We start from the raw sequence: 14,235 nt of genomic DNA, 5'->3' as shown, positions 1-14,235 counted from the left end.
CTGCAAGCAACTTTCCCGCAGCCCTTGAAATACGGGCCCCTGCGGCGATGGCACGGGAAATGCTCCTGCCCATCGCTCAGCCATTACCCACAGGTACACATCATGTTGGTCAGTGCCAAACAGCAAGCGATGATCATGCCGATCAAGCGGTCGGAAAGGGACCCTGCCGCCGAAGCCGCCAGCGGCCTTCAGAGCGCCGCGCTACAAGCGCTGCGCGATAACCTCCATGGCGCCCAGGTCCAGGAGTCCGCGACGGAACAAGCCACACAACAGGTCAACGCAGCTACCGCCATCAGCGACAACGTCGACGAAGCCTTCGCCAAGACCCGTGTGCAACTGCAGACGGTTGGCTCTTCAGCCCCTGAAGACATCAGCTCTGCCATGGCGCAGTTCAAGGACTACATGAGCAAGACGCCGGAAGAGCGCCTGCGCGACAGCATCCTCGAAGAGATGGGCATTACCGAAGAGGAATACGAGGCGATGCCGCCCGAGAAGCAGCTGGCGGTCGGCGAGGAAATTGCCCAGCGCATGCAGGACAAGGCGGCAATGGCACAGGTTGAAAAAGCCCAGGAAAGCCGGTCGGATGAGAAAAACCCGGCCACGGACATGTTCCTCGCCTCGCTGTGAATCCGTCAGACAAGCGCCGGGAGTCTCCCGGCGCATTGTTTGCTCCCTTACAATCCCCCGCTTTCATTCCCCACCGCACCTGCGCCATGTCCGAATTCCATTGCACACGTCTCGACGAACCCCTGTGGCCGTTGATGAACAAGTTCTACCGCGCCCATCAATCCTCGATGAAAGCCGTGCGCGACGCACAGCTGTGGGTGGCGCGGCGCGAGGAAATCGTCGCAGCACTGTGCCTGCGACCGGTTTCGGGTGGGCATTGGCTGACGGGGCTGTTTGTCGACCCGGCGTACCGCACGCAGGGCATCGCGGGGCGGTTGATCGCCGAAGCGGTGAAAAACCTGGACGCGCCGGTGTGGTTGTTTTGCCACCCCGATCTACGCCGTTTTTACGAGCGACAAGGGTTCGGTTTCGACCCTGACCTGCCCTACGCGATGGCCGAGCGCCTGAGTCGTTATGCGCGCAGCAAGCCGATGATCGCGATGGGACTGAAGCGGAATAAACAGTCCTGAAGGTGCAGCTCATATCAGAGGTGTGTGGATGTTCAATCGTCGGCCGTGGGGTCCAGATCCGGAAACATCACCTCGGTGAATCCGAACTTGCTGAAATCGGTGATGCGCGACGGATACAAGCGACCGATCAGGTGGTCGCATTCATGCTGGACCACCCGCGCATGAAAGCCCGAGGCGATGCGCACGATCGGCTCGCCCTTGGGGTCGAAACCTTCGTAGCGGATCTGCTGGTAGCGATCCACCGCGCCGCGCAAGCCTGGCACCGACAGGCAGCCTTCAAAGCCTTCCTCCATCAACGGACTCAGCGGCGTGATCAACGGGTTGATCAGGATTGTCTGCGGCACCGCCTCGGCATCGGGATAACGCTCGCTGTGCTCGAAGCCGAAGATCACCAGTTGCAGGTCTACACCGATCTGCGGCGCCGCCAGGCCGACGCCGCCGACGCTTTCCATGGTCTGGAACATGTCGTCGATCAACTGCCACAACTCGGGACTGTCGAACATTTCCGGCGGCACCGGCGGGGCAATGCGCAACAGGCGCTCGTCGCCCATCTTGAGGATTTCGCGAATCATGGTCGGGCTTCGTCAGTGTGGGTGTGGTGGATGGAATGGTCGCGCCCCAGGCCCGACACATGCTGTTTTTCGTGCTCGCCGGGGTTCTTTTCGCCAGGATCCTTGCCTTCGGCGGACATGTGCTCGATCACCGCGTTCATTTCCGCACCGAGCAACAGCACGGCCGCCGAGATATAAAAGTACAACAACAGCACGATGATTGCCCCGATACTGCCATACATGGCGTTGTAGTCGGCGAAGGTCTTGACGTAGAACGCGAAGCCCAGGGACGCGATGATCCACACCACAACAGCCAATACCGAACCCGGCGTGATGAAGCGAAACTCCTGCTTGACGTCCGGCATCACGTAATAGATCAGCGCCACCGCCACCATCAGCAAAAACACGATGACCGGCCAGCGCGCAATAGTCCAGACCGTGACGATGAATTCCTCCAGCCCGATCTGCGCGGCAATCCAACCCATCACTTGCGGACCCAGTACCATCAAGGCCGCGGCGGCCAGCAGCATGCCGGCAATGCCGACGGTGTAGAGAATCGACAGCGGAAAGCGCTTCCAGGCCGGACGTCCCTCTACCACGTCGTAGGCGGCGTTCATCGCGCTCATCATCAATCGCACGCCGGCCGACGCGGTCCACAGCGCAACCACGATACCCACCGAGAGCAATCCGCCCTTGGATTGCTGGAGCTGGTCGATCACCGGGTTGACTTGCTCCAACGCCTGGGGCGGCAGCACCAGTTCCGATTGCAGGCGCAGCCAGGAAAAGAAATCCGGCAGATGAAGGAAGCCAATCAGTGCAATCAGGAAAAGAATGAAGGGAAACAGCGAAAACAGCATCTGGTATGCCAGCGCGGAGGCATAGGTCGACATCTCGTCGTCGAGAAACTCTGTCACCGTGCGCATCATCACGCGATGCAGGGGCAAGCCTTTCAAGGCCGGGAACATCATAAGCGTCTCCTTTCGCCGCAAGAAAGAGGAGTCCGTGGCGACTCAAGGGCCGTTTTCTACATCAAAGTAGCCGGTTTGGCGACTTTGGAACACTGTCAGCGTTTTTCCCGCCGACGCAGAATTGACCGGCGATTCACGAGGCAAGTTTCATCGTTCGCACAGGCGGGGCTTTATGTTTGCCCGGCAACCGTCGAGAATGCCTCTCTATTCCGGCCTGGCCCGAAGCTCCAATCCCGTAGGAACGTTATGAAACTCGACAAAAAGCAGGCCATCGCCCGCAGGAACCAGCAACTGGGCGGCGCCGTCCTGGGTGTCAACAACTGCCATTTCAGCGAACTGAACCGCAACCGCAACATCTTCTGGTTCGACATTCCGGTGGCTCGCCTGGCCATCGGGCAGTACGAATGGATTCATCTGCTGTTGCACACACCGGCCACCGACGAGTTGTTGCACCTGAAGGTGCCAACCGTATTCCTGCGAGAAAAAATGGAAGGCCTGGAAGTGCGCAACCAGGGCAAACGCAAGGCCGCCCTGAGCCTGGAACTCAGTGCCGACAAGGATTCCTACCTGCAGGACATGCGGCCGGGTGGCACCAACCTGGATTTCGCGCAGTTCCGGTTGTAGCGCTCCATAATAAAAAGCCCCGCATCGCGGGGCTTTTTATTGGCGGCTGTCTTACTTTTTCAGCCCCAACTTCCTCAGCTCTTCATCACGTAACTCGCGCCGCAGGATCTTACCGACGTTGGTGGTCGGCAGTGCATCGCGGAACTCTACCGACTTGGGCACTTTGTAGCCGGTGACATTGGCGCGCATGTGTTCCATCACCTGTTCCTTGGTCAGCGTGACGCCCGGACGCACGACGATGAAGATCTTGATCGCCTCGCCGGATTTCTCATCCGGTACGCCGATGGCCGCGCATTGCAGCACGCCCGGCAGGGCCGCCAACACGTCTTCCAGCTCGTTGGGGTAAACGTTGAAGCCGGAGATCAGGATCATGTCTTTCTTGCGATCGACGATGCGCATGTAGCCATCCGGCTGGATCAGCGCGATGTCCCCGGTCTTGAGCCAGCCTTCGCTGTCGAGGATCTCGTCGGTGGCATCCTGGCGCTGCCAGTAGCCCTTCATCACTTGCGGGCCTTTCACGCACAATTCGCCAATTTCACCCAAAGGCAGTTCTTCGCCCGCGTCGTTGATGACCTTGCACAACGTCGACGGAACCGGGATGCCAATGGTGCCAATCTGGATGTTCTGGATCGGATTCACGGTGGCCACCGGGCTGGTTTCGGTCATGCCGTAGCCTTCGCAGATCGGGCAACCGGTGACCGCTTTCCAACGTTCCGCCGCTGCCAATTGCAGAGCCATGCCGCCAGACAGGGTGACCTTCAGCGCCGAGAAATCCAGTTTGCGGAAGGCTTCGTTGTTGCACAGCGCCACGAACAAAGTATTGAGGCCGACGAAGCCGCTGAATTTCCACTTCGACAGTTCCTTGACCATCGCCGACAAATCGCGCGGGTTGCTGATCAGGATGTTGTGGTTGCCGATCAGCATCATCGCCATGCAATGAAAGGTGAAGGCATAGATGTGGTACAGCGGCAGCGGCGTGATCAGTACTTCGCAGCCTTCATTGAGATTGGAACCCATCAGCGCCTTGCACTGCAGCATGTTCGCCACCAGGTTGCGGTGGGTCAGCATCGCGCCCTTGGCCACGCCGGTGGTGCCGCCGGTATATTGCAGCACCGCCACGTCATCACTGGTCGGGCTGGCTTCGTTCACGGGCTGGCCGTGGCCTTTGCTCAGCACGTCGTTGAACTTGATGGCCTTGGGCAAATGATAAGCCGGGACCATCTTCTTGATGTACTTGATGACGCTGTTGATCAACAGGCGCTTGAGCGGCGGCAGCAAATCGGCCACTTCGGTGACGATGACGTGCTTGACGCCAGTCTTGGGCACCACGCTTTCGGCCAGGTGCGCCATGTTTGCCAGGCACACCAGCGCCTTGGCGCCGGAGTCGTTGAATTGGTGCTCCATTTCCCGCGCGGTGTAGAGCGGGTTGGTATTGACCACGATCAGGCCGGCGCGGATGGCACCAAACACAGCGACTGGGTATTGGAGGACGTTGGGCAGCTGCACGGCGATTCGATCGCCCGGCTGCAAATCGGTATGCTGTTGCAGGTACGCGGCGAAGGCACCGGACAACTCGTAGAGTTCACCATAGGTGATGGTCTTGCCGAGGTTGCTGAATGCCGGCTTGTCGGCGAAGCGTTGGCAGGATTGCTTCAGCACCGCCTGAATATTCGGATACTCATCTGGATTGATGTCGGCAGCAATCCCAGCTGGGTATTTATCCTTCCAAAAGTTTTCAATCATGGAAGCCCCACTCCTCAGCAACGCGAATTCTCACCGCATTTGATGCGATTATTATTGGTGTGTGTCTATTGGTGAATCTGGCTTGGATAAAGGCCGAGAAGTCACAAAAGCGCGCCGAGAGTAGCAGCTTTGCCAAGGGTCGCCTAGAGCCAAAAACGGCCCCTACAGTCATAAACTTGACTCAAGAATATTCAATGGTCATTTTTAGAGTAAAAATTCTAAGCCCCGTATGATTTCGCTGGATACCTGAATATTGTGAGAGCGAGCCTGCTTGCGAAAGCGGCGTGCCAGTCCATATCTCTGGCGCTGTCATACCGCTTCGCGAGCAGGCTCCCACAGGATCTAGTACTGGACAGGCTGTTTATCGTCAGGCGATATCGCGCAGTTCCCGGCGCAGGATCTTGCCCACTGGGGTCATCGGCAGCGATTCCCGCAACACGATGTGCTTGGGAACCTTGTAGCCGGCAAAGTTCTCCTTGCAGTACGCCTTGAGCTCTTCAAGGCTGACCCCCGACTCACGGGCCACGACGAACAGTTTCACCGCCTCCCCCGAACGCTCGTCCGGCACGCCGATTACCGCGCAACTGGCGACTTTCGGATGGGCCATCACCACGTCCTCGATTTCGTTTGGATACACGTTGAAACCCGAGACGATGATCATGTCCTTCTTGCGGTCGACAATGCGCACGAACCCATCGGGATCGATCACCGCGACATCACCGGACTTGAACCAGCCCTCGCTGTCGAGCACTTCGGCGGTCGCTTCGGGCTTGTTCCAGTAGCCCTTCATGATCTGCGGCCCCTTGATGCACAGCTCGCCGCGCTCGCCCAAAGGTAGCTCGACGCCGTCGTCGCTGATGACTTTCATCAGCGTACCCGGTACCGGCAGCCCCACCGTGCCCAGGCGCGACTTGCCACCGTAAGGATTGGCGCTGGCCACTGGCGAGGTTTCGGTCAACCCGTAGCCCTCGGTAATACCGCAACCGGTCATCTGCTTCCAACGCTCCGCGGTGGCCTTGACCAGTGCGGTGCCGCCTGAGTTGGTGACCTTGAGGTTGGAGAAATCCAGCGTCTTGAAATCAGGATGGTCCATCAGCGCGACGAACAGCGTGTTCAGCCCCAGCAGCAGCGAAAACCGCCAGTTCTTCAGCTCCTTGATAAAACCGCCGATGTCCCTGGGATTGGTGATCAGCACGTTGTGGTTGCCGGTGACCATCATGCACATGCAGTTCGCCGTGAAGGCATAGATGTGATACAGCGGCAGCGGTGCGATCATCACTTCCTGGCCCTCGCGCAACAACGGCTGGCCGTCGTCGCCGATCTGCCCCAGGCAGGCGCGGGCCTGCTGCATGTTGGCCACCAGGTTGCGATGGGTCAGCATGGCACCTTTGGCCAAGCCGGTGGTGCCACCGGTGTATTGCAGCACGGCAATGTCGTCGAGGCCGACGCTCAGCGGCTTGATGCCCTGGCCTCGTCCCAGCCGCAAGGCACTCTTGAAGGAAATGGCCTGGGGCAGTGAATAGTCCGGGACCATCTTCTTGACCTTGCTCACCACCGTATTGACCAGCCAGCCCTTGGCGGTGGGCATCAGGTCGCCCATCTTCGCTTCGATCAGGTATTGCAGGTCGGTGTCGGGCAGCACTTCCTGGACTTTCTGCCCGAACAGGTTCATGTACACCAGCGCCCGGGCACCGGAGTCCTTGAACTGATGACGCATTTCCCGGGGGGTATAAAGCGGGTTGGTATTGACCACCACCAGCCCGGCGCGCAGGGCGCCGAAGACCGCGATCGGGTACTGCAGGACGTTGGGCATCTGCACGGCGATACGATCGCCCGGCGCCAGGTCGGTATGGGCTTGCAGATAGCCGGCAAAGGCCGCGCTGTAGCGCTCCAGCTCGGCATAGGTGAGCGTCACGCCCATGTTGCTGTAGGCCGGACGGTCGGCGAATTTCTTGCAGGAACGCTCGAACACCTCGACAACCGACTTGTAGGCACTCAGGTCGATGTCCGAGGGCACGCCGGCCGGGCGTTTGTCATTCCAGAAATCAGGCTGCATTGTTTTTGTCCTCTTTACCTGAACATATCCGGGGACCGCTTGCGTATCGCTTGCACAGGCGGAGCTCATGGGACACTAGCAGCTATGGCCAATCAGGCAAATATGGCAACTTGCGTCATAGATTGTGTGAATCTTCCTGAATTGCCTTGGCCTGTTCAGGCGAGACGCAACGGATGCGCTATACAATGCAGCGACGCTGCGTCTGACTTTGTGCAAAGGAACCGCCATGATCCACCAAACGTTCTGGCTGACCGCGACCGATCATAGCCGCTTGTTCGTCAATCAGTGGCTACCCGAAACCGCCCCGCGGGCGGTGATCATGCTGGCCCACGGCATGGCCGAACACAGCGGCCGCTATGGGCGCCTGGCCCAGGCACTGTGCGATGAGGGCTATGGCATCTACGCGCCGGACCTGCGTGGGCATGGCAAGACCGGCGAAGCAGCGATCCTCGGTCACTTCGCCGACCACGACGGTTGGACCAAGGTTGTCGGCGACCTGGCGAGCCTGAACCACCAAATCGGCCAGCAACATCCAGAAATACCAATCCTGCTACTGGGCCACAGCATGGGCAGTTATATCGCCCAGGGATATTTGTTACACCACAGCGCCAGCCTGCACGGGGCCATCCTCAGCGGCTCGAATTTCCAGCCCGTGGCGCTTTACGGCGCGGCGCGACTGATCGCCCGTTTCGAGCGACGACGCCAGGGACCCACAGGGCGCAGCGCGCTGATCGAGTGGCTGTCCTTCGGCAGTTTCAACAAAAAATTCAAACCCGTGCGCACGCCCTTCGACTGGCTCAGCCGCGACCCCGCGGAAGTGGACAAGTACGTCCAGGACCCGCTATGCGGCTTTCGTTGCACCAATCAACTGTGGGTCGACCTGCTCGGCGGGTTGCAGCAGATCAGCAAAGCGTCCACTCTCGCGCAGATCGATCCAGGCCTGCCGTTGCTGGTGATCGGCGGCGAATGTGATCCGGTGAGCGAAGGCAAGCGTCTGAAAGATCTGGCCGATGCCCTGCGCGACGGCGGCAACCAGCATTTGCAGTTAAAGATCTATCCGCAGGCCCGGCACGAACTGTTCAACGAAACCAACCGCGATGAAGTGACCGCCGACGTGCTGGCCTGGATTGCCCAGGCCCTGAGCCATCGGCGGCCGCCACGCAGCGAGTAGGTTTGCAGCGTTTTTCTCTACACGTCACAGGATCCAGACATGACCCAGGTTACCAACATCCCTTACGAAGCCCTCGAAGTCGGCCAGACCGCCAGCTACAGCAAGACCGTCGAAGAGCGCGACATCCAGCTGTTCGCCGCCATGTCCGGCGATCACAACCCGGTGCACCTGGACGCCGAGTTCGCCGCCGCCAGCATGTTCAAGGAGCGTATTGCCCATGGCATGTTCAGCGGCGCACTGATCAGCGCGGCAGTGGCGTGCGAGTTGCCTGGGCCGGGCACTATCTACATCGGCCAGCAGATGAGCTTCCAGAAACCCGTGAAGATTGGCGATACCCTGACCGTACGCCTGGAGATCCTGGAGAAACTGCCAAAATTCCGCGTACGCATTGCGACCCGCGTATTCAATCAGCGCGATGAACTGGTGGTGGACGGCGAAGCGGAAATCCTCGCACCGCGCAAGCAGCAGACTGTGACGTTGCCGGAGTTGCCGGCGATTACTGTCGGTTGATTGCGATCCAAAGTAAGTGATGTGTGGCGAGGGGATTTATCCCCGCGCCACAAGTTATCGCGCAGTGTCGAGGACCTGCACGCTCGCCGTCATCCCGGCACTCAGGCTCACGCCCTCCGGCACCTTGTCCAGCTTGATCCGCACCGGGATCCGCTGGGCCAGGCGCACCCAGTTGAAGGTCGGCTCGACTTCCGCCAGCAGTTGCGCATCGGGATTGGTGTTGCGGTCGGTGATGCCTCGGCTGATGCTTTCCACATGGCCTTGCAGGGCATGGCCGGCGCTCATCAACCAGACCTTGACCGGATCGCCGACGCGAATCCTCGGCAATTTGGTTTCTTCGAAGTAGGCCTGCACGTAGAACGTTGAATCATCGATCAATGCCATGACCGGTTGGCCGGCATTCACGTAGTTGCCTTGGGCCAGGCGCAGGTTGGTGATGTGACCGCTACGTGGGGCCAGGACCTGGCTGCGGGCCAGGTTCAGCTCCGCAACCTTGGCCTCGGCCTGGGCCTCGCGCAGTTCGCCTCGGGCAATGCCCGCATTGATCTGGGCGTTTTCACGCAATTCCGCACTGATGGCCTGGGGCCCCAGGGCCGCCCGGCGGCTGGCTTCGTGTTCGCGCAGGCTCAATTGCTGCTGGCGCGTCTGGACCACCGCCCGAGCTTTCTCCAATGCGGCCTCGAAACGCTCGCGATCGATACTCAGCAAGAGATCCCCCGCCTTGACTGGCTGGTTGTCCACGGCCTTGAGTTCACGCACCCAACCAGAAACGTCAGGGGCGATAACCACCACATCGGCGCGGATGCGTGCATCCCGGGTCCAGGGTGTGAGCATGTAGTACTGCCACAAATGCAGGCCGGCGAAGATCGCCACGGCCACCACGCTCAGCGTGACGGCGACACGTACGGAAGTACGCATGTTCAACTCCTTATAACGGTCCGAGGACCCGGGTAATGACAGTCAGGACGCAGACATACAGGGCGCAGTCGAACAACGCTTCGTGCCAGATCCAGCGCCCGGCCGGCACCAGGCTGAGCAACAGGCGCAGGCCCCCAGTCACCAACAAGGCGAGCACGACATAAATCAGGAACGGACTGAGCAACACCCCGCCGATCGACCACTCACGCAAGCCCATGGCTATGTTTCCCTTCTGTAGATTCGTGCTGGCGGCACCAGGCACGCCAGCTGTTTTGCAATTGCACCACGGCGCCTTGGGCCAGCTTCAGCGCGTCGCTCGCCGGCTGTTGCGAAAGCACCCGTAAGTACTCGTCGCTCGCCTGGGCCAATGCGTCGCCCTGGTCGCCGGCCGGGCCGCGCTCCAGCACCTGTTCCAACGTTTCGAAATAATGGCGCTGGGCTGGACTTTCCGGAACCTGGGCGACCGCCAGGCTCAAGCGCAGATGGAGCAATTCGTCGCCGATGTCCAGGCCCAGCAAACCATCGTCCCAACGACTGCGCGACGGCACCGGCAGCTCGGGATAGTGACGCGCCAGTTGCAGCAAACGATCGGCCATGCGCCCGCCGAACCAGCTCTCGGCGCCGCGCAGACTGCGATGGGTCAAGCGCACCAGGTCATCCAGCGTTGCCGCCAGCAACCGGCGGCTGTGCCAGGCCGGGTTGCGCAGAATCAACAGATTGAATGCCAACACCGCTGCGCCAACACCGATCATCATGGCCTGGGCGTTATTGAAAAAAGTCGCAACGTCGTACTTCATGGCGTTGAGCGGCGAGACCAGCACCACGAAATGCAGACAGAACGAGGTGGCGGTCGCGTAGAGCGGCGGCTTGGCCATGCACAGCGCCCCGAGGAACAAAGGCACGCCCATGGCCATGCCGAGCATTGCGAAGCTGCTCCATTGCGGCAGCATGATTTCACCGATCACAAACGCGGTCGGAACCGCCAGGAGAATCCCTCGCAAGAAACTCATGCCGATCTGCGCACCGTTTTCACGGCTGGCGAACAGGCTGCACACCACGCAAGTAAGCAGCAAAGCACCCGAAGCAGCCGGCCAGGCAGTCGCCAGCCAGAAACACGCGACCGCCAGGAACGCCAGGGCGCTGCGGGCGCCGAACACCATCGCCAAGGACAGGTCCCGATGCGGCGCCAGGGTGCGTGGGGGATCGGCCGCCGCCCTGCCCTCTTGCACCGCCGACAGCGCATCGCAAGCCGCCAGGGCGGTGTCGAGCAACAAGGCGAAACGTGCCAGGCAATAACTTTGCGCCGAGCTTAACCGGGAGTCGTGAGAGGCGTCCCAGACCCGCGGTCGCAGTGCGTGCAGTGTCGCGCTGTCAGCGTCGAGGGCTTGCTGTACCTCGTCCATCCACGGCTGCAGCGCTTCGGCCTCCTGGGGCTCGAGCTGTTTCCATTGCCGGCGTACGGAGCGGGAAAGGCGCAGCAGCATCAACAGTTTCTGGCTCAAGCCGCTGATGGACCGGGCGCGCTGGCGTCCCAATCGGCCTTCGAACCAGGCATGTTCGCGCTGGGCGTCTACCGCGACGATCTTGCCGAGAATTTCGAGCAAGCCTTTGCGTGCCTGGGCATCGCCTGCCAAGGTGGCGCGGGCTGCCTGCATGCCGCTCTGCCAGGCGGCGCGGGCCTGATCCGCCAGTTGCCGTTCAACCCGCAACGGCCAGAGCAAGGCACTGGTCAAGGTGGCGCAAGTAATGCCCAGGCTGATCTCGGTACAGCGCGCCACGGCCTGATCGAATACCCCAAGCGGATGGGAAATCGCCGGCAGGGCAATGATCGCCACGGTGTAGCCCGCCAGCACGAACGAATACGACCAGGCGCTGCGCAACAACGTCGAACACGCCGTGCACACGCCCAGCCACAACGCCAGCGCCAGCAAGAACAACCAGGGCGCCTGGGCGAACAAGCCCATGAACACCACCGACATGATCGTTCCCACCGCCGTCCCGACCAAGCGTGCCAAGCCTTTCTGTACCACCATGCCGGACAACGGCTGGGCCACGATGAACGCCGTCATCAGCGCCCATGACGGCTGCTCCAATCCCCAGCGCAACGCCAGCCACAACGCCAGGCCACCACCGAGCACGGTCTTGATGGCGAACTGCACAGCGAGGCGATCAGGGGCGAACAGAGCCTGAAAGGTGATGGGCACGCGCAAAACTCTTCTTGGGATGACGTAACGATAGATCGTGGAAAATGCGATGCAATTATTAGGTAGCTATCTATTGACGTCCAGCGTTGATTGTTGAGAGATCTGACAAACTCTCTTGCGGATTTGTGCTGATAGAAAGCGTTCCTCGCCCCGGATCGCTTCCATAAAAAAACGCCAGGCAAGCTGGCGTTTTTCGTCACACGCAAGTGTTAGCTGGCGCGCGCCTGGTTGCGCAGGGCCTTGACCTGGTCGTGGTTGCGTTGCACACCGTGGTACTGACGCTCCACCAGGTCGCGAATGCCCTCCAGGTTGTGCTTGTTGATCTTCTCCATCGCTTCCCGGTAAGCCTTCAGCGCGTGGTCTTCGCCGCGCTCGGCCTCGTTCAGCACCGCTTCTTCGTCCTTGCCGGTGAACATCGATTTTACGTCGACCCAACGACGGTGCAGGTCACCGGCAACGCTGGTAGAAGTTTCCGGATCGCCGCCCAGGGAACGTACGGCGGCTTGCAGCTCGGCCGCAGCAGTGGCGCAGTCGGCGGAACGCTTGACGAACAGTGCCTTGAGTTCAGGGTGCTTGATGTCTTCAGCGCAGGTCTTGAATCCTTCCTGGCCATCCTTGCTGGTCTCGATCAGGTCATTCAAGACAGAGATGGATTCTTTGTTGATGTCAGTCATTTTTCAGTTCCTTTGCTTGGTGAATAAAAACCTGCAAGGAATATTGCATCGCCCATGCCAGCCACCGAACCAACATAAAACCCTTATAAATCAAATATTTATAAAATAACGCAATTTCTGTATCCGCTTTATTTGCATGATCTGTCATTTGGCCTGCATGCAGAATGCCTGTATTTTGCCGATGGTTTTCAACAAGACATTCGCCTATGAATCCGGAAAAGCTGGAACTGCTGGTCACCCGCCAGATGCCCTTTGGCAAGTACAAGGGCCGAATCCTTGCCGACCTGCCGGGCCAGTATCTGAATTGGTTCGCACGGGAGGGTTTTCCCCACGGGGAATTGGGCGGCTTGCTGGCGTTGATGCAGGAAATCGACCACAACGGCCTGTCGGACCTGCTGGACCCGCTGCGAGCCAAACATGGCTTGCCCAAACCTGGCTACTGATGCTGCCTTTGACTGATTGAGCCCCGCCATGCCCGAAAATACGCTGCGCGCCCATGATGAAACCTTCTGGGAAACCTTTGTCGGTCGCTACGATGTCGACGCCGATGGGCCCCTCAATCTCGAAAACGGTTACTTCGGCCGGATGTCGCGTACGGTGGTGGAAGAATATCAACGCAATATCGAGCTGGTGAACCGCGGCAATTCGTTTTATGTGCGCCAACAATTCGACCAGGAGCATGGCGAAGCGATACGCCGAGAAGTGGCGCAACTGATCCACGCCCCAGCGTCCACCGTGACACTGGCCAACAATGCGGTTGACGCCCTGCAGACGCTGATTCGCAATTACAACAAGCTCAAGCCTGGCGACCAGGTATTGATCAGCGATGTGGAATACGAGTCGGTCAAGAGCGCGATGCGCTGGCTGGCCCGCCAGCGCGGCGCCGAGGTTGTCGAGCTGGTCCATCCGCACCCTGCCAGTTTTGACGCACTGGTAGGCACTTACCGAGAAGCCTTCATTCGTTATCCGCGCCTGAAGCTGATGGCGCTGACTTATGTGAACCATCTGACCGGCCTGGTGATGCCGGTCCAGGCGATCGCCGAGACAGCACGGGAATTCGGGGTCGATATCATTCTCGACGGTGCCCACGCCTTGGGCCAGATCGATTTCAATCTCAAGAAACTCGGCATTGAGTTTGCCGGGTTCAACCTGCAGAAATGGCTTGGCGGCCCCTTGGCGCTGGGCTTCCTCTATATCGCGCCACACCGGCTGGCCGACATCGACCCGGACATGGACGAGAGCCACTACCCGCCCACCGACATACGCTCGCGCACGCCTCACAGTACGCCCAACATTCCGGCGTTGCTGACGCTGCCCCTGGCATTCGAAGAGCACCGTGCCCTGGGCGGAGCATCGGCCAAGGGCGCACGGCTCTGTCATCTGCGGGACTTGTGGGTAAACGCCGTTCGTGACGTGCCGGGCATTGAGGTCATGACGCCGGACGACCGGCGCCTCTATTGCGGCATCACTTCAATGCGTTTTACCCACCAGCCTGACCAGCAAGCGATGGCTGATCGGTTGCTCGAGGAGCATGGGATTTTTACCGTGGTGCGCAAGACCAGCGTCGGCCTTTGCATTCGCATTACGCCGGGGTTGATTACCTTGGGCCGTGATATCGAGCGGTTGACCCGAGCGCTGACCGACCTGAGCCGAATCTAGTTGTAGCGAGGGGATTTATCC

15 protein-coding genes are annotated in these 14,235 nt (G+C 59.9%); 7 read left to right on the top strand and 8 right to left on the bottom strand.

Going from position 1 to position 14,235, the window contains the following annotated elements:
• Positions 1-102 precede the first annotated feature (102 nt).
• Together JZ00_RS24195 and JZ00_RS24190 are read left to right on the top strand one after the other, a co-directional pair.
• Entirely contained in the window at positions 103-627 is a 525-nt protein-coding gene (locus tag JZ00_RS24195; RefSeq protein ID WP_039593800.1) for a hypothetical protein, read from the top strand.
• A gap of 86 nt (positions 628-713) precedes the next feature.
• Entirely contained in the window at positions 714-1,136 is a 423-nt protein-coding gene (locus tag JZ00_RS24190; RefSeq protein WP_039593799.1) for a GNAT family N-acetyltransferase, read from the top strand.
• 32 nt (positions 1,137-1,168) lie between these two features.
• Here the strand turns inward: JZ00_RS24190 and def are convergent, their stop codons facing one another.
• On the bottom strand, positions 1,169-1,708 hold the full coding sequence (gene def, locus JZ00_RS24185) for a peptide deformylase (protein ID WP_039593798.1): 540 nt from the start codon (positions 1,706-1,708) through the stop codon (positions 1,169-1,171).
• A complete protein-coding gene (locus JZ00_RS24180) occupies positions 1,705-2,655 on the bottom strand; it encodes a YihY/virulence factor BrkB family protein (RefSeq protein WP_039593797.1) in 951 nt (316 codons plus the stop codon). The genes def and JZ00_RS24180 overlap by 4 nt, the downstream gene beginning before the upstream one ends.
• A 246-nt stretch (positions 2,656-2,901) precedes the next feature.
• On the opposite strand from JZ00_RS24180, the gene JZ00_RS24175 reads away from it, so the two are divergent.
• Positions 2,902-3,279 (top strand): hypothetical protein, encoded by a 378-nt coding sequence (locus JZ00_RS24175; protein WP_039593796.1) that lies wholly within the window; start codon positions 2,902-2,904, stop codon positions 3,277-3,279.
• 51 nt (positions 3,280-3,330) lie between these two features.
• Here JZ00_RS24175 and fadD1 read toward each other — a convergent pair whose 3' ends face one another.
• Both fadD1 and fadD2 read right to left on the bottom strand, forming a co-directional pair.
• Positions 3,331-5,022 carry a long-chain-fatty-acid--CoA ligase FadD1 gene (gene fadD1 / locus JZ00_RS24170; RefSeq protein ID WP_039593795.1) on the bottom strand — a complete coding sequence of 564 codons (1,692 nt, stop codon included), beginning with the start codon at positions 5,020-5,022 and terminating at the stop codon, positions 3,331-3,333.
• A 367-nt stretch (positions 5,023-5,389) separates the two neighbouring features.
• Complete coding sequence (gene fadD2 / locus JZ00_RS24165) at positions 5,390-7,078, bottom strand: long-chain-fatty-acid--CoA ligase FadD2 (RefSeq protein WP_039593794.1); 1,689 nt, start codon at positions 7,076-7,078, stop codon at positions 5,390-5,392.
• 226 nt (positions 7,079-7,304) lie between these two features.
• On the opposite strand from fadD2, the gene JZ00_RS24160 reads away from it, so the two are divergent.
• Both JZ00_RS24160 and JZ00_RS24155 read left to right on the top strand, forming a co-directional pair.
• A complete protein-coding gene (locus JZ00_RS24160) occupies positions 7,305-8,249 on the top strand; it encodes an alpha/beta hydrolase (RefSeq protein ID WP_039593793.1) in 945 nt (314 codons plus the stop codon).
• 39 nt (positions 8,250-8,288) lie between these two features.
• On the top strand, positions 8,289-8,759 hold the full coding sequence (locus tag JZ00_RS24155; protein WP_030139345.1) for a MaoC family dehydratase: 471 nt from the start codon (positions 8,289-8,291) through the stop codon (positions 8,757-8,759).
• 54 nt (positions 8,760-8,813) lie between these two features.
• Here the strand turns inward: JZ00_RS24155 and JZ00_RS24150 are convergent, their stop codons facing one another.
• The 4 genes from JZ00_RS24150 to JZ00_RS24135 all read right to left on the bottom strand — a co-directional run bounded on the left by JZ00_RS24150 (position 8,814) and on the right by JZ00_RS24135 (position 12,555).
• Positions 8,814-9,677: an efflux RND transporter periplasmic adaptor subunit gene (locus tag JZ00_RS24150; protein ID WP_039593792.1), complete on the bottom strand. Its 864-nt coding sequence runs from the start codon at positions 9,675-9,677 to the stop codon at positions 8,814-8,816.
• 10 nt (positions 9,678-9,687) lie between these two features.
• Positions 9,688-9,894: a DUF1656 domain-containing protein gene (locus JZ00_RS24145; RefSeq protein WP_039593791.1), complete on the bottom strand. Its 207-nt coding sequence runs from the start codon at positions 9,892-9,894 to the stop codon at positions 9,688-9,690.
• Positions 9,881-11,881, bottom strand: coding sequence for an FUSC family protein (locus JZ00_RS24140; protein WP_039593835.1), 2,001 nt, complete (start codon positions 11,879-11,881; stop codon positions 9,881-9,883). The genes JZ00_RS24145 and JZ00_RS24140 overlap by 14 nt, the downstream gene beginning before the upstream one ends.
• 209 nt (positions 11,882-12,090) lie before the next feature.
• The gene (locus JZ00_RS24135; protein ID WP_039593790.1) at positions 12,091-12,555 is read right to left on the bottom strand and encodes a PA2169 family four-helix-bundle protein; all 465 of its coding nucleotides are present in this window, start codon (positions 12,553-12,555) and stop codon (positions 12,091-12,093) included.
• A gap of 206 nt (positions 12,556-12,761) precedes the next feature.
• Between JZ00_RS24135 and JZ00_RS24130 the strand changes: the two genes are divergently transcribed.
• Entirely contained in the window at positions 12,762-12,998 is a 237-nt protein-coding gene (locus JZ00_RS24130; RefSeq protein WP_039593789.1) for a DUF3820 family protein, read from the top strand.
• A 28-nt stretch (positions 12,999-13,026) separates the two neighbouring features.
• The gene (locus tag JZ00_RS24125) at positions 13,027-14,214 is read left to right on the top strand and encodes an aminotransferase class V-fold PLP-dependent enzyme (protein ID WP_039593788.1); all 1,188 of its coding nucleotides are present in this window, start codon (positions 13,027-13,029) and stop codon (positions 14,212-14,214) included.
• Positions 14,215-14,235: the final 21 nt, after the last annotated feature.

The sequence above is a fragment of the Pseudomonas frederiksbergensis genome, from assembly GCF_000802155.2.
Taxonomy (GTDB): Bacteria; Pseudomonadota; Gammaproteobacteria; order Pseudomonadales; family Pseudomonadaceae; genus Aquipseudomonas; species Aquipseudomonas frederiksbergensis_A.
Note: the sequence above shows the minus strand (reverse complement) of the source record. Positions and strands in the feature narration are given on the sequence as shown.